The organism is Mucilaginibacter sp. GW821-FHT07H05 (assembly GCF_059418485.1).
The window spans coordinates 303,930-324,786 of record NZ_JBWKPY010000002.1 but is presented as its reverse complement, the minus strand read 5'-3'; the positions used below and the strand labels follow the sequence as shown (position 1 = coordinate 324,786).

The 20,857-nt window shown below is 45.6% G+C and carries 19 protein-coding genes; 12 read left to right on the top strand and 7 right to left on the bottom strand.

Annotated features, from left to right (window positions below; all coding sequences use genetic code 11):
* Nucleotides 1–23: 23 nt before the first annotated feature.
* From feoB to AC07M6_RS05400, 3 genes are all read right to left on the bottom strand, one after another.
* A complete protein-coding gene (gene feoB, locus AC07M6_RS05410) occupies nt 24–2,135 on the bottom strand; it encodes a ferrous iron transport protein B (RefSeq protein ID WP_494887904.1) in 2,112 nt (703 codons plus the stop codon).
* A gap of 1 nt (nt 2,136) precedes the next feature.
* The gene (locus AC07M6_RS05405) at nt 2,137–2,358 is read right to left on the bottom strand and encodes a FeoA family protein (RefSeq protein WP_494887903.1); all 222 of its coding nucleotides are present in this window, start codon (nt 2,356–2,358) and stop codon (nt 2,137–2,139) included.
* Nucleotides 2,359–2,581: 223 nt separating this feature from the next.
* On the bottom strand, nt 2,582–3,235 hold the full coding sequence (locus tag AC07M6_RS05400; RefSeq protein WP_494887902.1) for an MBL fold metallo-hydrolase: 654 nt from the start codon (nt 3,233–3,235) through the stop codon (nt 2,582–2,584).
* 162 nt (nt 3,236–3,397) lie between these two features.
* On the opposite strand from AC07M6_RS05400, the gene AC07M6_RS05395 reads away from it, so the two are divergent.
* From AC07M6_RS05395 to AC07M6_RS05360, 8 genes are all read left to right on the top strand, one after another.
* A complete protein-coding gene (locus tag AC07M6_RS05395; RefSeq protein ID WP_494887901.1) occupies nt 3,398–4,291 on the top strand; it encodes a LysR substrate-binding domain-containing protein in 894 nt (297 codons plus the stop codon).
* Between the two features lie 395 nt (nt 4,292–4,686).
* Nucleotides 4,687–5,712: a sensor histidine kinase gene (locus tag AC07M6_RS05390; RefSeq protein WP_494887900.1), complete on the top strand. Its 1,026-nt coding sequence runs from the start codon at nt 4,687–4,689 to the stop codon at nt 5,710–5,712.
* Nucleotides 5,709–6,488 (top strand): LytR/AlgR family response regulator transcription factor, encoded by a 780-nt coding sequence (locus AC07M6_RS05385; protein WP_494887899.1) that lies wholly within the window; start codon nt 5,709–5,711, stop codon nt 6,486–6,488. Before AC07M6_RS05390 ends, AC07M6_RS05385 begins: the two co-directional genes overlap by 4 nt.
* A gap of 106 nt (nt 6,489–6,594) precedes the next feature.
* Entirely contained in the window at nt 6,595–7,410 is an 816-nt protein-coding gene (locus AC07M6_RS05380) for a sterol desaturase family protein (RefSeq protein ID WP_494887898.1), read from the top strand.
* 71 nt (nt 7,411–7,481) lie between these two features.
* The gene (locus AC07M6_RS05375) at nt 7,482–7,712 is read left to right on the top strand and encodes a hypothetical protein (protein ID WP_494887897.1); all 231 of its coding nucleotides are present in this window, start codon (nt 7,482–7,484) and stop codon (nt 7,710–7,712) included.
* A 52-nt stretch (nt 7,713–7,764) separates the two neighbouring features.
* The gene (locus tag AC07M6_RS05370) at nt 7,765–8,475 is read left to right on the top strand and encodes a hypothetical protein (protein ID WP_494887896.1); all 711 of its coding nucleotides are present in this window, start codon (nt 7,765–7,767) and stop codon (nt 8,473–8,475) included.
* Nucleotides 8,476–8,507: 32 nt separating this feature from the next.
* On the top strand, nt 8,508–8,906 hold the full coding sequence (locus tag AC07M6_RS05365; RefSeq protein ID WP_494887895.1) for a DUF4890 domain-containing protein: 399 nt from the start codon (nt 8,508–8,510) through the stop codon (nt 8,904–8,906).
* A gap of 1 nt (nt 8,907) precedes the next feature.
* The gene (locus AC07M6_RS05360; protein WP_494887894.1) at nt 8,908–9,975 is read left to right on the top strand and encodes a serine hydrolase domain-containing protein; all 1,068 of its coding nucleotides are present in this window, start codon (nt 8,908–8,910) and stop codon (nt 9,973–9,975) included.
* 36 nt (nt 9,976–10,011) lie between these two features.
* Here the strand turns inward: AC07M6_RS05360 and AC07M6_RS05355 are convergent, their stop codons facing one another.
* From AC07M6_RS05355 to AC07M6_RS05340, 4 genes are read right to left on the bottom strand one after another with little or no spacing between them, the layout of a single operon-like run.
* Complete coding sequence (locus AC07M6_RS05355; RefSeq protein WP_494887893.1) at nt 10,012–11,232, bottom strand: ABC transporter permease; 1,221 nt, start codon at nt 11,230–11,232, stop codon at nt 10,012–10,014.
* Between the two features lie 32 nt (nt 11,233–11,264).
* On the bottom strand, nt 11,265–12,014 hold the full coding sequence (locus tag AC07M6_RS05350) for an ABC transporter ATP-binding protein (protein WP_494887892.1): 750 nt from the start codon (nt 12,012–12,014) through the stop codon (nt 11,265–11,267).
* The gene (locus AC07M6_RS05345; protein WP_494887891.1) at nt 12,011–13,303 is read right to left on the bottom strand and encodes an efflux RND transporter periplasmic adaptor subunit; all 1,293 of its coding nucleotides are present in this window, start codon (nt 13,301–13,303) and stop codon (nt 12,011–12,013) included. The genes AC07M6_RS05350 and AC07M6_RS05345 overlap by 4 nt, the downstream gene beginning before the upstream one ends.
* A 12-nt stretch (nt 13,304–13,315) precedes the next feature.
* Nucleotides 13,316–14,674, bottom strand: coding sequence for a TolC family protein (locus tag AC07M6_RS05340; protein WP_494887890.1), 1,359 nt, complete (start codon nt 14,672–14,674; stop codon nt 13,316–13,318).
* A gap of 461 nt (nt 14,675–15,135) precedes the next feature.
* On the opposite strand from AC07M6_RS05340, the gene AC07M6_RS05335 reads away from it, so the two are divergent.
* The 4 genes from AC07M6_RS05335 (at nt 15,136) to kdpB (ending at nt 20,847) form a co-directional block, all read left to right on the top strand.
* The gene (locus tag AC07M6_RS05335; RefSeq protein WP_494887889.1) at nt 15,136–16,485 is read left to right on the top strand and encodes a sigma-54-dependent transcriptional regulator; all 1,350 of its coding nucleotides are present in this window, start codon (nt 15,136–15,138) and stop codon (nt 16,483–16,485) included.
* 501 nt (nt 16,486–16,986) lie between these two features.
* The gene (kdpF, locus tag AC07M6_RS05330; RefSeq protein WP_494888448.1) at nt 16,987–17,064 is read left to right on the top strand and encodes a K(+)-transporting ATPase subunit F; all 78 of its coding nucleotides are present in this window, start codon (nt 16,987–16,989) and stop codon (nt 17,062–17,064) included.
* Between the two features lie 20 nt (nt 17,065–17,084).
* Complete coding sequence (gene kdpA, locus AC07M6_RS05325; RefSeq protein WP_494887888.1) at nt 17,085–18,800, top strand: potassium-transporting ATPase subunit KdpA; 1,716 nt, start codon at nt 17,085–17,087, stop codon at nt 18,798–18,800.
* Between the two features lie 16 nt (nt 18,801–18,816).
* Nucleotides 18,817–20,847, top strand: coding sequence for a potassium-transporting ATPase subunit KdpB (gene kdpB, locus AC07M6_RS05320; protein ID WP_494887887.1), 2,031 nt, complete (start codon nt 18,817–18,819; stop codon nt 20,845–20,847).
* Nucleotides 20,848–20,857 lie beyond the last annotated feature (10 nt).

Here is a 20,857-nt window from a genome sequence, read left to right as displayed (position 1 = left end):
TCTGAAATGAGGCACGGAAATCATTATTTCAGCAACTGATATGTGATCAAGCTGATCACATAAGCCAGCACCGTCATATAGGCAAACTGCGCTGCGGGCCAGCGCCAGTTTTTGGTTTCGCGGTATACTACGGCAACTGTACTGGCGCACTGCATCGCGAAAGCGTAAAACATCATCAGCGAGAAGGCTACCGCTACGGTAAACACCGGCTTGCCGGTTTTAGGGTTAATGGCATTCCCCATTTTCTTCTGCACGGTTTCTAATTTATCGGCATCGCCATCTACACTGTAAATGGTGGCCATGGTGCCAACAAATACCTCGCGCGCGGCAAAGGAGGTAATTAAGGCAATACCAATTTTCCAGTCGAACCCTAAAGGCCTGATAGCGGGCTCTATCGCATGGCCCAGCATACCCGCGTAGCTGTTTTCCAGTTTTTCGGTCGCAATGGTACGGCGCAGGTCATCGGCGTTCATGGTTTTGTATGGTGGTTCGGCATACTTTTTATCAATGTGCTCAAAACGGTCACCCGGCCCGTAGGATGCCATTACCCAAAGAATAACCGATACGGCAATAATTACCTTGCCGGCCTGCAGTACAAACGCCTTTGCTCTATCGTACATGGATAGCAGCACATTATTCCAGCGGGGCATGCGGTACACGGGGAGTTCCATGATAAAGTAACCGCGCTCGCGGCCTTTGAGTATAAACTTAAACACCCAGGCCACAATTACCGCCGATACCAAACTGAGTACATACATAGCGGTTAAAGCCAAACCCTGCATATTAAATATACCCCAAACCCTTTGGTTGGGCACTACCAAAGCTATCAGTAAAGTATAAACCGGCAAACGGGCCGAACAGGTTACCAGCGGGGTAACCATAATGGTGATCATGCGGTCCTTCCAGTTCTCAATGGTGCGGGTACTCATAATAGATGGCACAGCGCAGGCAAAGCCGCCAATCAGCGGCACTACCGATTTGCCGTTTAAGCCCACCTTACGCATGATTTTATCCATCATAAACGTAACCCGCGACATATAGCCGGTATCTTCCAGTATGGATATAAAGGCAAACAGGATAGCAATTTGGGGGATAAACACCATTACGCCGCTTAGTCCGGCTACAATACCATCAACCAGTAAGTTGGTGGCTGGTCCGGCGGGCAGCAGATGGTGCAGTTGGCCTTGCAACCATACAAACGCGTTAGCGATGAGATCCATCGGGTAGGCCGACCAGGCAAAAATAGACTGGAATATAAACAGCAGGATCCCGATAAAAATTACAAAACCAAATATCTTATGCGTTAGTATTCTATCTATCCGGTTACTGGTGCTTTCGCCCTGTATGCCCTGGGGCTTGGTTACGGTTTCGGCCAGCAGCTCATTAATAAAATAATAACGTGCAATAGTTTCGGTAGCCTGGGCCTTTTGCGAGTGGAAACCGTGCTCCAGTTCCAATTCTTCAATCCGCTCACTTTGGGCCGGAGTTAAAAACTTTAAATGCTCATGCTGGTGTGCCAGTTGCAGGGCAAAATAGGGGTTATCGGTAGGTAATTCTTTGCTTATATCAGCAATGATGGAGGGCGCTATAGCGGTTACATCAATGCTTTCCTGCTGTAAGGCAAACTTATTAGCGTAGGATATGGCTTCTTTAAGCTTATCTATACCGGTAACCCTGCGGGCCGCGATAGGGATGACCGGCACACCCAACTTCATCGCGAATTTATTGATATCGATACTAATGAGGTCCTTATTGGCAAGGTCCATCATGTTAAGCGCTATAATTACCGGGATTTTTAAATCGGCCACTTGTGTATAAAGCAGCAGGTTGCGTTTAAGGTTGGTGGCATCAATAACCACAACTATCAAATCGGGGTTTAGGCCATTATCTCTATCGGCTAATATGGAAAATACAATGGATTCGTCCTGGCTTTTGGGGTATAGGCTGTAAGTACCGGGCAGGTCGATAATTTCGGCACGGCGGCCATCAGGCAAATCGCAAAAGCCTGTTTTTTTATCAACTGTAACCCCCGGAAAATTTCCTATTTTTTGATTTAGCCCGGTTAAAACATTAAAGAGTGTTGATTTACCGGTGTTAGGATTCCCTACAAGTGCAACTCTCAGATCGGCTTTCAATTCAGTTACTATGCAGGATAATGGTTGAAGCTTCGCGTTTACGCAAACTTAACTGGTAGCCCGATACATTAATGGCAATAGGATCGCCAAGGGGGGCAATACGCTCCACCATGATCTCTTCGCCGGGTAAACAACCCATTTCCATTAATTTTACAGACATTTCAAGATCAGTAAATTCCTTTACTATTCCTTTACTACCTACTTTAAGTTGTGAAAGCCTCATTTGCGTTATTTAGAACGATTCAAATGTAGGTCTTATTTAAATTAAATCCAAATAAAGGAGTGTGATTCTTTTGTAAAATAAGGTTGGGTTGTTAAAAAAAAAATGTCATTGCGAGCGATAGCGTGGCAATCCCGTAGTACGTTTACGATTACATAGCTACGAGATTGCCACGTCGCCCCCCATCACGCAGGCCAGGCCGCTTCTCGCAATGACATCAGGACTACTACACCTCTACCGATGCGCCTATCTCCATGGCGTTATCATGAAACAGGATCCCCAGTTTTGCAAAATGCCGGCTGTAATTTGCGTAGCGCTGCTTTAAAAAGAAAGGCTTGGCAAAGCCATCATGCACGGGCAAAACGCGCCGGGGGCTAATTTTATCAGCAAAGGCCGCCACTGTTACTTCATTAGTGAAAGGGGCCATAACGGGCAGGATCAGCAGTTCAACGCCTGCATATTTCAGCAGTTTATCTTCAAAGGAATCAACAGGGTGCAGCACTTTACCGTCAATCAGCAAGGCCATCATTTCGGGCAGCGGGTTATCCAGGATAGCCTCGTGCTTAACCGGGATCAGTTCTAAACTAAAAGGCCCGATAGTGGTGGGGATCGGCTCGCTTTTTAATTCTATCTTCTTCAGTTCATCAATTACCTGCGGTACGGTGTATACCTTAGCATCGCTTAGTTCTACAATTTTTGCCAGGTTTTCCTGATCTAAATGGTCGGGGTGAATATGGGTGATAATGATGGCGTCCACATCGTTAAATTCGTCGGCCTCAATAAATCCTTCGGCAAAAGAGAAAGTGCCGGGATCTATCAGCAACTTAAAGCCGTCTTTTTCAAAAAGCAGGCACGAGTGCAGGTATTTAGATATTTTCATCGGGCTTAGTGTTTACTCATCAAACGGCTTTGGCGGCTTTTGTGTTTTTTAATTATGGAGATCATGTGTAAGGGCAACTATTTTGCATGGCTTTACGTATAATATAATACCACCATTATAACTTTATTTTATAGCGTTTACTATATTTGAAAATACTTTTATATGATCTCTTTCGCCCATCGTGTATTTATGGAAGTTGCCGCCAACATGAGCTTCTCAAAAGCGGCACAGGTATTATTTGTTACACAGCCCGCCATCAGCAAGCACATTAAGGGCCTGGAAGACCAATACAAGGTAGCTTTTTTCGAACGTAAGGGCAATAGTATCTTATTGACCGAGCCCGGCAAAAAGCTAAATGAGTACCTGTTGCAGGCTACCGAAATAGAACGCAAGATAGAGTATGACCTGTCTGTCCTCAGCAATGTATCTAACGCGGCCGGGCACTTGCGTTTGGGCGCCAGCACCACTATCGCGCTTTATATTTTACCATCTATACTTTCGGGCTTTCAAAAAGAATATACTAATGTAGGTGTGCAGCTGGTTAACCGCAACTCGGAGTATATCCTGAACGCGCTGCTTAACCACGAGGTAGATATTGGTATTATTGAGGTTGATAATAAACTCACTACGGTGGGCTATAAACCCTTTATGAGCGACGAGGTGATCCCGGTATGCTCGGCTAAAAGCCCGCTGGCCGGCAAATCCTTAACCCTGAAACAATTGCTTAAAACTCCGGTAGCCCTGCGCGAACGCGGTTCGGGGACGCTGAACGCCTTGCTGAAATCGCTGGCGACGCATCATATTAAACCTGCCGACCTGTCGGTTAAGATCCGCCTGGGCGGTACCGAGGCGCTAAAGAACTTCCTGCTGGCCGATCAATGCCTGGGCTTTATGCCACGCCCCTCCATCGTACGGCAGTTAGCAGAGGGCGACCTGGTAGAAGTGCCTATCGAGGGCTTAAAGATCACCCGCGATTTCTTTTTTATCCGCCGCAAAGGGACAGAGGATTACGGGCTCACCAGCAATTTTATTACACACGCGTTGAAATACGTATAGGTATTTACAAAAAAAGGCCGGAACAACTCTCGCAGTGTTACCGGCCCATACATCTACCTATGAAAAACAGCCCTTTGGAAGGGCATTATATCTAATCCAACATTAATGCCAGTTTAGTCTGATGATCAGCGTAGCTTCAAAAAAGAGGGATTATTAAAAGATACTTAAATTGTTATGGGATATTGTTCCACAAATCGGGCATTTTTTAACCCGTAGATTATCTTGTGTTTAACCAATAGTATATTAACCGGGCTTAATAATTAAGGCGAGCCCGCCTGGTTAAGCCGGGAATAAGAGAATATGCGTGATGGCCCACTGTAAATTCACCCGGGATTTTTTCAGCTTCGCCGGTAAATGAAGCCTGCCCGAACAGGTATTTTCTATAACTTTATCTGATGGATAAAAACGAGCTGCGTATTTCCCGCTATAGTTCCCTGCTCATTGCCCTGATGATGAATTCGGGCAAATTGCTGGCCCTGCGCGAAAATGGCATTATAGCCCGTTACTGGCATTTCAATGCCTATGAGCTGGGCTTCCAGATGTTGTTTAATCTTGGTTTTTGTTATTTGCTGTTTTACTTTAACCTGCAAAAAGGCAAAGCGCTTTCAGTTTATCGCCGGCAAAAGCAATATGGCTTATATTATTTTTTTAACGGTTTGATACTATTGGGAGCTATAGTTACCGGCATTTTATTGCAGCGTGCCTTTTTCTTTGATGGCAACCGGATACCGGGAGGCATAGCCGCCGGATACCTCGGGCGCCTGGGTTTGAGCAGTATATTGGTAGCCATTATTATTAAAATCATTTTATTAATGCGCGATGGCAAGAATAAGGAAGTTGAAAACGAGCAACTAAAGAACGCCTACATGCTGGCCGAACTGGAACTGCTGAAAGAACAAATGAACCCCCATTTTCTGTTCAACTCGTTGAGCAGCCTTTCGGGTGTCATCCGGGAAAACCCGGCTATGGCGCAAAAGTATGTCCGGGAATTATCCAATGTGTTCCGTTACACCATTACCAAATCTAAAGTTAACCTGGTAACAGTTAATGAAGAGCTGACCATGCTGCGTTCTTTCGCCCAACTGATCCACATGCGGCTTGAAAAGGCTTTTGAATTAGATATTAAAGTACCCGATAGCTTTCTCTCCAGCCAGTTGCCTCATTTATCCCTGCAACCTTTATTGGAAAACGCGGTAAAGCATAATTCGGCAACGATAAATAAACCGCTAAAAGTGAAAATTTATGTTGAGCCTGGTTATCTGCTTGTTAGCAATAACCTGCAGGAAGTACCCTTGCCCGAAAGCAGTACTGGTGTAGGGTTGGCTAATTTAAATGAGCGGTTTAAGATTATGCTGCAGCAGGAAATGGAAATAATAAAAAACAACGGGCAATTTGTGGTTAAACTACCTTTAAAAGCATGAGTATCTTACGTGTAGTAATAGTAGAAGACGAGGCCGTAACTGCGCGTAACCTGGCCTACATATTGCAAAGCCTGGAAGCAGGATTAACCGTTGTGGGTACCTTAAGTTCGGTTGCCGAGGGAGTGGCCTGGTTTAAGGAGCATCCGCATGCTTACGATCTTATTTTTATGGACATCCGGCTTGCCGATGGCTTATCGTTCGATATATTTACACAAGCAGCTATCACCAGGCCCGCCATTTTTGTAACCGCTTATAATGATTACGCTATCCGGGCCTTTAAGAATAATGGTATTGATTACATCCTTAAACCGTTTGATGAGCAGGAAATAAGCAATGCCCTGCATAAATTTAAAACCCTGTTTGCCCAGGCCCCCGAAACGGCAGAACATAACCAGTTAAGCCGGGTACTGCAGCAGATCAATCAACTGGTAAAACCCTATAAACGGTCGTTCCTGGTACATTTCAGAGAGAAGTTGATCCCGGTAGAGACGCTGCGCATCGCCTGGTTTTACACAGCTAATGAAATAGTGTATGCCCGCACTACAGACGACCGCCAATATATTATGGAGTTCACCATGGAGCAATTAGAGCAACAGTTAGATCCGCAGGTGTTTTACCGTGCCAACCGACAGTTTATCATCAACCGTAATGCCGTTACCGAGATAGATTTCTTTTTTAACGGCCGTTTGCTGATCAAAATAAAACCACAACCCGATGAACGCATCCTGGTAAGTAAGGCCCGTGTCCCCGATTTTAAAAGCTGGATGGACAGCTAATGCCATTCGCCGGCTGTTTTTTCAGCTTCACCTTTTTTTAGGCGTTTCTGCCCGCTATTCATGGTCACATTTGTACAGCTGATGGATAAAACATCACATCAAGACCATGAAAAATCATATAGGCCCATACCGTATTTATATTTTGCTTTTCCTGCTGATGATCATTACCGCCGAGATCATCTGGAGCTGGCGGAAAGACCGCAGCGCGTATGATGTAAAAGAGACGTTTGCTAACCTGGCCGTGTTTGTCGGTTTCCAGTTCTCTAAATATCTGTTTGCCGGTTACCAGTTAAGTATACTTGGCTTTTTTGCCGGTTTAACACCTATCAGGCTGCCTCATAACGGTTGGATCTTCGCGATCACTTTCCTTACCGCCGATTTTATTTACTACTGGTTTCACCGCATATCTCATAGCTGGAAACCATTGTGGGCCTTCCATTTAATCCATCATTCGGCCATGCACATGAACCTTACGGCGGCCTACCGGCTCAATTGGTTCTCGGCCCTGGTTAGCCCACTGTTTTTTGTGCCGGCCGCATTGTTGGGTATGCCAACTGATTATATCGTGATTGCTTACGTACTTAACCTGGCTTATCAGTTTTTTTTACATACCGAGGTTGTAGGCACTTTGGGTGTAGCGGAAAAAGTAATGGATACCCCTTCATCGCACCGGGTACATCATGGCAGTAACACCATTTATATCGATAAGAATTTTGGTGGGGTACTTATTATCTGGGACAGGCTGTTTGGCACCTACCAGCCCGAAACTGAAAAAGTGAATTATGGCCTGACTACGGGATTTTTAAGCTATAATCCTTTTAAGCTCGTGTGCCAGGGCTTTATCAACTGGTTTAAACCCGCAAGTTCGCCTACACAGCCGGTTAATTCACCTCCCGTTTTAGACGCTTCACCCCGAAAGTAAAAACCTAAGCCCCGTCATCGTGTCATACCTAAAAAACAAGAAAATCATTTAAAACAAAAAATTATCAAATCATGAAAAAGCTCATTTTGATCATCGCGCTGGCCACAACAGGTACTTTGTATGCCAGTGCCCAAACCCGTGTAGTTATAAGGCCCGCCCGCAAAGTTGTAGTAGTACACCGGCCGGTAATAGCACCAGTCAGGCCTGTTGTGGTGGCACCTGCCAGGGCCGTAGTGGTACGTCCGTATGTAACCGTGGTACGCCCTGCTGTACGCAGGGGTGTGGTCGTAGTTCATCATTAATCAAACATATCTCTAATAAAATATCTGATAATTACCTTTAAACATTAAAACCATGAAAACTACTTTTAAAACCAACAGAATAATACTGGCATTACTATTTACCACGGGCTTAAGTCTTAGTCTTAATTCCTGCAAAAAAGACAATACATCAAGCGCGGACACAGTTACTGAAGCCGATGTGGCCGAACTAACAACCAGTGCCGTAACTACCTCAACCGGCGGGTTGGTTTTACAGATAAATAGCTCGGTAACGGTTTACAAAACGGTTACGCTCACCTGCGGCACACAAAAGGATTCTACGATCACCCGGTCCAGCGTAACTGGCGCTATTCCAGCTTACAACTATTCTTTAAAATGGAACTACCTGTTAAACTGTGCCACCAGCCAGTTCACTGCCGGTTTTACAGGCAGCAGCAGTTACGATGGTTTGCGCATGTCATCAAACGATAGCAGCACCGGTAGTTTGGTATTACAGGCCACGCCAAGCACCTACATATTAAGCACTACCTACAACCGTACCGGTAGCCAAACATCAAAAATTGGCCGTAACTATGCTTTCGCCAGTACACTGGGCATCACTTCAACCAACCTGGTGCTTGATAAAATAAGTCAGCAGATATTATCGGGTAGCGCCACTGTGGCCATTTCAGGCAATTCCACATCGGGCAAAAGTTTTACCTTTAATGGCGTCATTACCTTTTTGGGCGGAAACAAAGCCACGCTGGTGTTAAATAGCGGGGCATCTTACACCATTCAATGGTAAATATTATATTAGCACATAACAACCCAGCAGATATGAAAATGATAACAGATAAATTAAAAATAGGACTGGTATTAACCGTACTGATTATTGCAGCCCTGGTACAACCCACCCAAGCCCAGGATTTAACCGGCATGAAAAATAGAACGCCCGAACAAAGGGCGCAGTTTCAAACCAGCTTTATGAAAAGCAAGATGCAGCTGGATACCGTTCAAGTAGTTAAGGTGCAGGCCATTAACCTTAAATACGCGCAGAAAATGGAACCCGTTATAAAAGGAGACGATGGTAAATTTAAAAAATACCGGGCTGCCATGGCTATACAAAAAGATAAGGATGCCGAATTAAAAAAGGTATTCAGCGCCGAACAATACAAGCAGTACCAAAAGTTTGAAGATGAACTGAAAGATAAAGTGCGCGAGCAAATGAAAATGTAAAATGAAAAGGCTGATTGTAATTGTATTGCTGCTTTGCGCAGGATTTAACCGTGTAAACGCGCAGCAAAACTTTAAAAAAGTAGATGCCTGGCTGCAGGACAACGCCTCCGCGATGGGCGGGCGGGTGATCCTGATGGTTTATCAAAATGGTAAAATCACTTACACGCATTCGGTAAACAACATGAATATGCGGCAAAAGATGATGGGCAAACTCATGGCTAAAAAACAAGGGCAAACGCCGGATGTGGATGATTACACCCCCTCATCCCGCCAGGCTATTGCCAGTTGCAGCAAATGGCTAAGCGCTGCATTAGTGATGACTTTTGTAGATGAAGGTAAATTGAAACTGACCGATACTGTAGGTAAGTTTCTGCCGGTGCTTAGCAAAAACGGCAAAGGGAAAATCACCATTGGCCAGTGCCTGTCGCACCAAACGGGTATTAAGGCGGCTTCGTTAAAAGATGATCTGGCCGAAATGCGCAGCATCAGCACCATGGACGAAGCCATACAGAACATCGCGCAGCTACCAATAGAGGGCGAACCAGGCAAGGTATTCCGGTACAGCAACGTGGGTTTGCAGATAGCCGGTGCCGTGATTGAAAAGATAGGCGGTAAAAGCTTCCAAACCTTATTTGCCGAACGAATAGCCAACCCGTTGCATATGAAAAACACTGATTACGGTACAGGTAAAGTCCCGCTGCCGGCCGGTAGCGGCATTAGCACCCCCGAAGATTATATGAACTTTTTGGTGATGATATTAAATAAGGGCACTTTTAACGGCAAGCGGATATTAAGCGAGGCCAGTATTGCTCAAATGCAGATAAACCGGGTGACCCCCGATGTTAAAGTGGCTTATTCCCCAACTGAAGCCGGCGGATTTGGTTACGGCTACGGCGAGTGGACCATGGATAAGGGCGCGGTAACCAGCCCGGGATTGTTCGGCAGTTTCCCCTGGGTGGATTACAACAAAGGTTACGCAGCCTTTATGATGACCTTTTACATCAGGAACGATGGCCGTAACCAACGTTATAAAGAACTAAAAGCATTGGTTGACGCGGCTGTGGAATAAGAGATGTAAATTTGACCTGTAAGATTTTCCTGCCGGTTATTCATATCGCAAGGCCTCAATCGGATCGAGCCGCGAGGCTTTTTGGGCCGGGTAGTAGCCAAAGAAGATCCCGGTTATGGCGCAAACGCAAAACGATAGCAATACCGACGATTCGGATACGATGGTGGGCCACTTCAACGTCAGCGTAACAACCTGCGATGAGGCGATGCCTAAAATCACCCCGATTATTCCACCGGTGACGCTGATCAGCACGGCTTCCATCAAAAATTGAAGTAAAATATCTTTCCCACGCGCGCCAATGGACATGCGCAGACCGATCTCCTTAGTGCGTTCGGTTACCGAAACATACATAATATTCATAATACCTATACCGCCTATCACCAGCGAAATGCCTGCCACTACGGTTAATAAAACCGTCAGTAACCCGCTTGTGGAACTGAGTGTGGCAATCAGTTCCTGTTGGGTACGCACGGTAAAATCATTATCCTCGCTCTCTGTCAACCGGTGCGAATCCCTTAGTATCTGTGTCATCTCAGTAACAGCCGCAGCGGTAGCGCCTTCGTTCATAGCCGAAGCATAAATGTTCCCGTAATAGATAGTGGCCAGGATCCGTTTTTGAACGGTAGTGTAAGGCGCTATCAGGATATCATCCTGGTCCTGCCCGAAAGCGTTAAAGCCTTTTGGACTCAAAATGCCGATGATCTGGAAGGGAATGTTTCCAAAACGGATCACTTTGCCAATGGGGTTTTCGCCGTTAGGGAAAAGGTTATCTACAACCGTTTGCCCGATAAGGCATACCTTGGCGGCAGTCCTTACATCATTATCGGTGAAAGCTATACCGTCTTTAAGGGCCAGTTTGCGGATATCCAGGTATTCGGGCGCTACGCCCGACATTTGTGTGGGCCAGTTTAAAGCGCCGTTAATGGCCTGCCCCCTTGATGTTACCGACGGGGATATTTCGGTGATGTATTGCGCACCTGCTTTCAGCGCTGTGATATCTTTTATGGTAAGCGTTTGGAAACTTGTGCCGGCAATGCGTACGCCGCCGTTCAGGTTACTGGCCGGCTGAACGGTGATCATATTGGTGCCCATGTTGGAAAGCTGATCGTGTATGCTTTGTTTCGACCCCTGCCCGATGGCTACCATAGCGATCACCGAGCCCACGCCTATGATAATACCGAGCATGGTAAGAAATGCCCTCAGTTTATTACGCTGCAGTGCCTTTAATGCTATTCGTACCAGGTTTATAAAGCTCATTACTTTTCGTTTCCTATTGTACTATTCCATAATTAATAATCTTCCGTCGGCGGTAAGCTGTCCAGCATTTCCTTTGCCGAGCGTTTATTTTCATTCTGCGTATCCTTTTGTATATGCCCGTCGCGCAGCTGTATCGTCCGGCTGCTGAAGGAGGCGATATCGGGCTCGTGCGTTACAAACACGATTGTTTTTCCCTGGTTCGAATTCAATTCCTGCATCAGCGCCATAATCTCGTATGATGTTCGGCTGTCCAGGTTGCCGGTGGCTTCATCAGCCAGTATCATTACCGGTTGGTTTACCAGTGCCCGGGCTATCGCCACACGCTGTTGCTGCCCGCCCGACAGCTGGCTTGGCGTATGATCGTGCCTGTCGGCTAATTTAACCGCTTCCAAAGCGCTGATGGCCCTTTCGCGGCGCTCGGCAGCGCTCACATCCTTGTTGTATAACAAGGGCAGCTCTACATTTTCAAGGGCCGTAGTGCGCGGAAGCAGGTTATAGGCCTGAAAAACAAAGCCGATTTTATGGTTACGCAGCTGCGCCAGTTCATCGCGCGATAATTGTTTCACATCCACCCCATCCAAAAAATAATTGCCTATCGATGGTTTATCCAAACAACCCAAAATATTCAGCAAGGTGGTTTTACCCGACCCGCTGCTGCCCATAATGGTCACAAACTCGCCTGCATTCACATCAAACGAAATCCCCCTCAGCGCATGCACCGTTTCGCTGCCCATAACAAAATCGCGCCGGAGTTCCTTTATTTCCAATATCTTTTTGCTCATCGGTTCCTCCCTCCGCCGCCGCGTCTTTGCGGTAAAAAGGGGCTCGCCCCGGGATTTGCAGCCGCGGTTTTACCAGCGCCCCCGCTTATGCCTGTTGCCACCACCTCGTTTGCGGCAAGGCCGGCCAGCACTTCTACATGGGTATTATCATTCAGCCCTATCTCTATCCTTTTCTGTACCAGTTTTTTCCCCTGCACTACCCATATTAATGCTCGCTGCTTGGCTACGCCAGAGGTATCGGTGCGGCTTTTTGCCGTATGCGATATCTGGTTGGCCGTAGGGCTGCCACCGTTAGCCGCCGCGTTTGCACTTTTGCTGCGCTTGCCTTTGTGGGGCACTTTTCCCACTATCTGGTAATCTTTCATTAATGATGAGTCGGGGGTAAAGGACAGCGCTTTGGCTGGTATCAGCAGCGCGTTATTTACTTCTTTAGTGTAAACGATAATGCTGGCTGTCATACCCGGCTTTAGTTTCATATCATTATTTGGCGCGTTGATAATGGTGGTATAGGTTACCACATTGGCCGAAACCGAAGGATGGAGCCTTATTTCGCGCACCGTGCCGCCAAACTGGTCGTTAATAAAGGCGTCTACCGTAAAGCTCGATCTGTCGCCCGGTTTTACATCGCCTATATCCGCTTCATCCACATTGGCCTGTACCTCCATCTTGGTAATATCCTTGGCAATAACAAACAGGGTAGGCGTGTTGAAACTTGCCGCTACGGTTTGCCCCACGCTGATACTCCGGTTAAGCACCACACCGTCTATGGGCGAATAAATGTCGGCATAGGAAAGGTTTTTTGCTGCCGACCTAACCTGTGCCTGCGCACTCTCCACACTTGCCTTTGCTGCCGAATAGGTATTGACAGCGCTATCATAATCGGCCTTACTAATGGCATCAACCTTATAGAGTTGACTTTGCCTGTCAAAATTAGTCTTCTGGAATACAAGCTGGCTCTGGGCATTTTGCAGGTTGCCCCGGTACTGATCTAACGTTGCCTGCAGCAGCGATCGGTCAAGTTCAGCCAGCAGCTGCCCTTTTTTAACTTTCGAATTAAAGTCTACATACAGGTTTTTGATAATACCCGATACCTGCGAACCAACCGTTACGGTATCTTCCGGCTCTATTTTACCTGTTGCGGTAACGCTTTGTGCAATATAACCGCGCGTTGGTTTCTCTGCCGCCAGTTTTATTGGTTCTTCAGTTTTCCTGATGAAGAAATACCATACCAGCACCAGCGCGATCAGGATAGTGAGGATGATGAGGATTCTCTTATAGATTGGTTTCATGTCGGCCGTTAATTATAAGGTTACGGGTATGCCCCTGTAGAAATCGTATATTTTTTGTGTTAGCAATAGATTATATTTTGCCTGTATAACCGCCTGCTGTGCCTGTACATACAGTGTTTTTTGCAACAGGAAATCAACCATGTTCGACGCCCCGATCTTCAATTGTTCATTGGCTATCCGGTAGCTTTCCTGGTTAAAATTGAACTGAACCTGCGCGGCATCATACTGGCTTTGGGCGTTCTGCACATTGATATAGGCCCGCTCCACGCTTTGCGACAGGGTTATCCTGGTGTTACTGAAATTGAGTTTTGCCTGATCTACGTTGATCTTTGCCTCTTCAACCTGCGTTTTTACAACCCGGCGGGTAAAAATGGGGATGGAAAGCGTGACGCCCAATTGCTGGTAAAAGTTATTATTCAGCTGCGAAAAATACCCGCTGCCGCTGCTGTATTGCGAACCCAGGCCGCCGCCCGCGCTGAGGGTTGGCAGGTAACCCGCCCGCGCTTTTTTAATATCGTATTGTGCTATATCCACACCCAACTGGCCGTTCCTTATTTCGGGCCGGTATTTCATGGCGGTGTCTTCAGCCTGTTTCAATGGTGTCAGGCTGGCATTTATACCCAGTGCAACCGGTTTCTGAATATCAAAGTCAACATCTGCCGGCAACAATAACAATTGTTTCAGGGTAAGCAGGTCGGCCCTTTCGGTATTCATGGCCGTTGTGAGATTGTATTGGTCGGTAGCATTTTGCGCCTGCATCTGTATCAGGTCCTTGCGGGCAACGCTGCCTACATTAAAGCGCTGCTGTTCCAGTTTTACCTGCGCTTTAGATGTATTTACCACCGAGGTATCCGAAATAACATTTTCCTTGTCGAGCAGGATGGCCAGGTAAGCTTGTGTTATTTGCAGCGTAATATCGTTTTCCTGCTGGATGATATCCAGATTTGCCGATTCGACCGCGATGTTTTTTTGCTGGATGTTGTTGTTGATGTACCCGCCGTTAAAAAGCGTTACCGACGAGTTTAATGAATATTGCCCTGAGGAAGTAATGCCCGAGCTGCCACCGGTTACCACGCTGTTGCCATTTACAATGGATGCGTTGCCCTGCCGGTTCTGGTGTATGAAACTTTGCGAGGCCGAACCCGAAAGGTTGGGCAGCCGCCCCGCCTTTGCCAGCAAATACTCCTGCTGGCTGGTTAGCTTGCTCAGCCGCAGCGAATTGATCTGGATATTATTCTTTTTGGCATATTCGATGCATTGCACCAGGTTCCAGCGCAACGGCCTGCCCAGTAGCGTACTGTCCTGTGCTATTAATGCACCCGAATTCAAAAGAATTAACAGGGATACGATATATACTTTCCTTGGCAACATAAGTAGATGTTCCACTTTGCATAGGCAGGTAATGTTTTCTTTTCAATGTATATAACTGTAAAAATGTTTTGAAAGTGATAGCGGCGGCGTGTAATAATTTAATTACGCAATTTTTGCACCCACAAAAAAGCCGCTTCGCAGTTTAGCCGAGCGGCTTCGATATGAAACTACTGCAGGCAAACCAATAAGCCTGTAATGCATTCTGTTTTATCAATATCCGTTATTGCCAAATTCACCGGCATTTATGGTAGTATCAAGGAATGATGGCGAAATTGGGGTGGCAGGTTATCGTATGGTTGCATACCTCGCCAATAACCATTTTGATAAAAAACCATATCATTATGACACTGTTTGGAGGGTAAGTATTAACCGCTTATTAAAATAACATCCTATAATACAAATACTTATATTGCTTTTGGGGTTTAATTAATAGCAGGCACCCTTTTAGCTGCAATTTTTGCATGGAAACTAAAACAACCCCATTGGCAAACGTCCTCATCATTGATGACGAACAAGGCCTGGCCGCATTAATTGCAAGGATATTAGAACTGGAAGGCTTTCATCTATTTAAAACCTACACAGCTAAAGCGGGCTTGAAAGTGCTTATGCTGGAAGATATTCATGTTGTTATCAGCGATGTTAAGCTGCCTGATATGAATGGTGTAGAGTTGGTTAAATTAATCAAAGAAAAGAAACCCTACGTTGAAATTATAAACCTTACGGCCCATGGTACTATAGCGGATGGTGTGCAAGCCATGAAAAACGGCGGATTTGATTATATCACCAAAGGCGATGATAATGATAAGATCATCCCCTTAGTTTACAAAGCAGCAGAAAAAGCCCGGTTTCAATTAAGGGTGTTTAACCTGGAGGCAAGGATAACCGGCAAATACAGCTTTGACCAGATCCTTGGGAAATCAAAAGCAATTACCGAAGCTATAGCTGTTGCTAAAAAGGTAGCCGCAACAGACACTACCGTATTATTGCTGGGTGAAACCGGCACGGGGAAAGAAGTATTTGCCGAATCTATACATTATGAGAGTAGCCGGCGTTTGCAGCCTTTTGTAGCTGTTAATTGCAGCAGCTTCCCATCCGAATTATTGGAGAGCGAGTTGTTCGGCTATAAAGCCGGGGCATTTACCGGGGCCGTAAAAGATAAAAAAGGCCTGTTTGAAGAAGCCAATAATGGCACCATTTTTTTAGATGAGTTAGGAGAAATGAGCTTAGAGCTTCAGGCCAAACTACTCCGGGTTATAGAAAGCAGAACTTTTATTAAGATAGGTGATACACAAACAACCAAAGTAAACATCCGCATTTTGGCCGCTACTAACCGTGATCTGGAAAAAGAGGCGCAGGAAGGACATTTCCGGCTCGATCTATTTTACAGGTTATCTGTTTTTACCATCAATCTGCCGTCACTCAATCAGCGTAAGGCCGATATTGAGTTAATTGCCAGGCATTACCTTAAGCAGTTTGCTGATAAAGTGAATACCCGTATCGAACATATAAGCGACGAATTTATGCATGTGCTTGCCCAACATCATTGGAAAGGAAATGTGCGGGAGCTTAAAAACGTTATAGAGCGTGTGGTGATACTGGCAGAAAAAGGGGTTATAGACGTTGACCTGTTACCTGTTGAGTTTAGAACGGCGCGTGTAGACGTTGATGCCCTCGACCTCGAGTCGATAGAAAAGCAACATATATACAAAGTTTTGCACCATACACGCGGCAATAAAACCGAAGCGGCCCGGCTATTAAACATCGGCCTTACTACCCTTTACCGGAAACTGGACCATTACACCCTCTCCTGATAATAATATCCCACGAATAGACATTACGGATATGTGTTTATTAGGGTAGTCCCCGCTGGGGGACAATTCCTTTTCTTTCTTCCATGCTACAAACAGATAGTCCCTCCGGGACACAGAAGCATCATCGAATATTGATGGTGTAAGCCCGGTTCTATGTCCCGGAGGGACTACCTGTTTGTAGAAAACGTAACGGGAACGATAATGCCCCGGCCAGGGGCTACCCTAAAAGGTCTATTCATGGGTTATTACCCTCTCCTGATAGCACTCCTATTTGATAAAAACCCCTTCCATTTTGGTAGGGGTTTTTTGTATCTCAAATCTAAATATGATATAAATATCTGTAAATCAATTAATTGATTTTTATGGCATGGGCTTGGTTAACCCTTTAGAAAATTGAAAAACTATGGATCTTTTACAAGTCGCACTTTATGTATTGGCCTTTATCGTTGTATTCTGGCTGCTCTTTAAATCCGTTAACTACTTCGAAAAAATTTAACCATCATGTTAGCACTATTCATCGTAGCAGTGGCTGTGTTTATTTACATGGTTTATGTACTGCTTAATCCCGAAAAATTTTAATCAACAAAAAATCAATCATTATGAATACGGAATACTTAGGTATTATTTTTATGTACCTGGCTACCCTTGCCCTGGCTATACCACTGGGTAAATATATGGCCAAAGTTTTTAAAGGCGAGAAAACCTGGCTCGACTTTATGGCCCCGGTTGAAAGGCTGATCTTTAAATTCAGCGGCATAGATACGCACAGGGAAATGAACTGGAAACAGCATTTAAAAGCATTGCTCACCATAAATTGCTTATGGTTGTTTTATAGCTTTTTCTGTTTATTGTTCCAGTCGCATTTACCGTTAAACCCAGATGGCAATCCAAATCAAACGCCCGACCTGGCTTTTAATACCGCTATAAGTTTTATCACCAATACCAACCTGCAGGATTATTCGGGCGAAACAGGTGCAACCTACTATACACAGCTATTTGTGTTTAATTTTTTACACTTTGTGAGCGCCGCCACCGGTATTGCAGCTATGCTGGTTGTTTTTAGGGCGATGAAAGATAAAGTAACCGATAAGCTTGGTAATTTCTGGGATTATTTTGTAAAATCAATAACCAGGATATTACTGCCGGTAAGTATTGTAGTAGCTATTATTTTAGCATTTAACGGTACGCCAACCAGCTATAAAGGCAAAGACACCATAATTGGTTTGCAGGGCGATACCATCCACGTTTCGCGCGGGCCCGCTGCCGGTATGATCGCTATAAAACAGGTGGGCACCAACGGTGGCGGCTGGTATGGTGCAAACTCGGCCCATCCGCTCGAAAATCCCAACTACCTGACTAACATCGTTGAAAATATCAGCATCATACTAATCCCTATCGCCTTAGTTTTTGCATTGGGTTTCTATTTAAATAAGCGAAAACTATCCTGGGTTATTTTTGGTGTAATGACGGTGGGCTACTTCACCCTGCTTTATGCCTCTATCAACGCCGAAGTGGGCGGTAATCCGGCAATAGCACACATGGGTATCAACCAGGCCGGCGGCGCAATGGAAGGCAAAGAGGTACGCTTTGGCGCAATTGCTTCGGCTTTTTGGGGCGTAAGCACTACCGTAACTTCAAATGGTTCGGTAAATGCGATGCATGACAGCATGATGCCTATGTCGGGCGTTGCGCAAATGTTTGATATGATGATCAATTCTTTTTACGGCGGTGCAGGGGTTGGCTATCTCAACTTTTATATTTTCATCATCATCGCGGTATTTATTTCGGGGCTGATGGTTGGCCGCACGCCCGAGTTTATGGGCCGCAAAATAGAGGCCCGCGAAATGAAAATAGCCTCGCTCATCGCTTTATTGCACCCCTTTATGATATTGGCAGGCACAGCCATTGCCTCTTACATATTTGTTTACCACCCGGGAATAAATTGGGCCGAGAAACCATCGGCATGGCTAAATAACCCAAGCTTTCATGGTTTTTCGGAAATGCTGTATCAGTTTTGTTCTTCTTCGGCTAATAACGGTTCGGGATACGAAGGCCTGGCAGATAACAGCATTTTCTGGAATGTAAGCGCAGGTCTGATCATGTTTATTGGCAGGTTCCTGCCTATAATAGGGCCAGTGGCTATCGCGGGTATTTTGGCCAACAAAAAATTTATTCCCGAATCGGCAGGAACATTAAAAACGGATACCACAACATTTGGCGTGATGATACTGGCTGTCATTGTTATCGTTGCAGCCCTGTCGTTTTTCCCGGCATTAACCCTGGGGCCAATAGCCGAACATTTTTCACTTAAATAATCAAAAGAGATTCATCATGAGAACTGATAAAAATACATTATTCCAGGGCGATCAAATGGCGGATGCTTTTAAGCAATCGTTCATCAAGCTCGACCCGCGCATTTTGGTACGTAACCCTGTAATGTTTACCGTGGAGATAGGTACCGTTGTAATGCTTATAGTAACTATATTTTCTTTTACCAATAGCGGACAGGGAAGCTGGGGTTATAACTTCACTATATTTTTTATACTACTGTTAACTGTTTTGTTTGCCAATTTTGCCGAAGCGATTGCCGAAGCACGCGGCAAGGCACAAGCCGAAAGCTTGCGCAAAACCCGGGAAGAAACCCCCGCCCGTTTACTGGTAAACGGTAACGAGCAGGTTGTAATGTCGTCTTCATTAAAAAAGGGCGATGTATTTATCTGCGAAGCGGGTGATACGATACCCACAGACGGTGAAATTATTGAAGGTATAGCTACTATTGATGAATCGGCGATAACCGGTGAATCAGCCCCGGTTATCCGCGAATCGGGGGGCGATAAATCATCAGTAACAGGTGGCACAAAGGTATTGTCAGATCATATAAAAGTACAGGTTACCACCCAACCCGGCGAAAGTTTTCTGGATAAGATGATTGCGCTGGTTGAAGGGGCATCCCGCCAAAAAACACCAAACGAGATCGCGTTAACCATCTTGCTTGCCGGTTTTACTTTAGTGTTTGTTATCGTATGCGTCACCCTTAAACCCTTTGCCGATTATGCCAATACACCCATTACCATTGCCGCTTTTATATCGCTGTTTGTTTGTTTAATACCAACCACCATCGGCGGGCTTTTATCAGCTATCGGTATTGCCGGGATGGACAGGGCATTGCGTGCCAACGTAATAACCAAATCGGGTAAAGCTGTTGAAACCGCCGGCGATCTGGATGTACTGCTGTTGGATAAAACGGGTACCATTACCATTGGCAACCGCAAGGCTACCAACTTTTATCCGGCCAATAGTATAAACGAAGATGAATTTGTAAGGGCATGCGTTTTAAGCTCATTGGCTGATGAAACTCCCGAAGGAAAATCAATTGTTGAACTGGCCGAGCAAAACAAAAATATGCAGGCTATAAAGGCCCCCAAAGACTCGGTGTTTATCAAATTCACGGCCGAAACCCGCTCAAGCGGACTGGATACACCTGATGGACTGCGTGTACGTAAAGGCGCTTTTGATTCTATAAAAAACATAGCGGTTAAAGCGGGGCACTCGTTTCCGGCTGAAACAGAAGAGCGCGTAAAGACCATCGCTTCAAATGGCGGCACACCATTAGTGGTATCGCAAAATGAAAAAATACTGGGGGTAATAGAGCTTCAGGACATTATAAAAACCGGCATATTCGAACGCTTTGAACGCCTGCGTAAAATGGGCGTAAAAACCGTAATGGTAACCGGCGACAATCCGCTTACCGCCAGATTTATTGCTGAAAAGGCCGGTGTTGACGATTTTATTGCCGAGGCCAGGCCTGAAGATAAAATGAACTATATCAAGAAAGAGCAGCAGGAAGGCAAACTGGTGGCGATGATGGGCGATGGTACAAATGATGCCCCGGCCCTGGCACAGGCAGATGTTGGCGTAGCTATGAACAGCGGCACCCAGGCTGCTAAAGAGGCCGGCAATATGGTTGACCTGGACAATGACCCAACCAAACTGATCGAGATTGTAGAAATAGGCAAACAGCTGCTGATGACGCGCGGCACCTTAACCACATTCTCTATAGCTAATGATGTTGCCAAATACTTTGCTATTGTTCCGGCATTATTCATGGTGTCTATACCATCATTAAGGGCATTGAATATAATGGAACTGCATAGTCCTCAATCAGCTATTTTATCGGCTGTAATATTTAATGCCATTATTATACCCCTGCTTATTCCGCTTGCCCTGCGTGGTGTGGAATACAAGCCGATAGGCGCCAGCGCGCTGTTACGCAGAAACCTGCTGATATATGGCTTAGGCGGTGTGCTGATACCATTTATCGGCATCAAAATGATAGACCTTATTGTAGGAATTTTAATATAATTATTAATAA

Coding starts and splice junctions, on each gene's coding strand:
- AC07M6_RS05405 (WP_494887903.1), bottom strand. CDS start 2,358: ATGAGGCTTTCACAACTTAAAGTAGGTAGTAAAGGAATAGTAAAGGAA.
- AC07M6_RS05400 (WP_494887902.1), bottom strand. CDS start 3,235: ATGAAAATATCTAAATACCTGCACTCGTGCCTGCTTTTTGAAAAAGAC.
- AC07M6_RS05395 (WP_494887901.1), top strand. CDS start 3,398: ATGATCTCTTTCGCCCATCGTGTATTTATGGAAGTTGCCGCCAACATG.
- AC07M6_RS05390 (WP_494887900.1), top strand. CDS start 4,687: ATGGATAAAAACGAGCTGCGTATTTCCCGCTATAGTTCCCTGCTCATT.
- AC07M6_RS05385 (WP_494887899.1), top strand. CDS start 5,709: ATGAGTATCTTACGTGTAGTAATAGTAGAAGACGAGGCCGTAACTGCG.
- AC07M6_RS05380 (WP_494887898.1), top strand. CDS start 6,595: ATGAAAAATCATATAGGCCCATACCGTATTTATATTTTGCTTTTCCTG.
- AC07M6_RS05375 (WP_494887897.1), top strand. CDS start 7,482: ATGAAAAAGCTCATTTTGATCATCGCGCTGGCCACAACAGGTACTTTG.
- AC07M6_RS05370 (WP_494887896.1), top strand. CDS start 7,765: ATGAAAACTACTTTTAAAACCAACAGAATAATACTGGCATTACTATTT.
- AC07M6_RS05365 (WP_494887895.1), top strand. CDS start 8,508: ATGAAAATGATAACAGATAAATTAAAAATAGGACTGGTATTAACCGTA.
- AC07M6_RS05360 (WP_494887894.1), top strand. CDS start 8,908: ATGAAAAGGCTGATTGTAATTGTATTGCTGCTTTGCGCAGGATTTAAC.
- AC07M6_RS05355 (WP_494887893.1), bottom strand. CDS start 11,232: ATGAGCTTTATAAACCTGGTACGAATAGCATTAAAGGCACTGCAGCGT.
- AC07M6_RS05350 (WP_494887892.1), bottom strand. CDS start 12,014: ATGAGCAAAAAGATATTGGAAATAAAGGAACTCCGGCGCGATTTTGTT.
- AC07M6_RS05345 (WP_494887891.1), bottom strand. CDS start 13,303: ATGAAACCAATCTATAAGAGAATCCTCATCATCCTCACTATCCTGATC.
- AC07M6_RS05340 (WP_494887890.1), bottom strand. CDS start 14,674: ATGTTGCCAAGGAAAGTATATATCGTATCCCTGTTAATTCTTTTGAAT.
- AC07M6_RS05335 (WP_494887889.1), top strand. CDS start 15,136: ATGGAAACTAAAACAACCCCATTGGCAAACGTCCTCATCATTGATGAC.
- kdpF (WP_494888448.1), top strand. CDS start 16,987: ATGTTAGCACTATTCATCGTAGCAGTGGCTGTGTTTATTTACATGGTT.
- kdpA (WP_494887888.1), top strand. CDS start 17,085: ATGAATACGGAATACTTAGGTATTATTTTTATGTACCTGGCTACCCTT.
- kdpB (WP_494887887.1), top strand. CDS start 18,817: ATGAGAACTGATAAAAATACATTATTCCAGGGCGATCAAATGGCGGAT.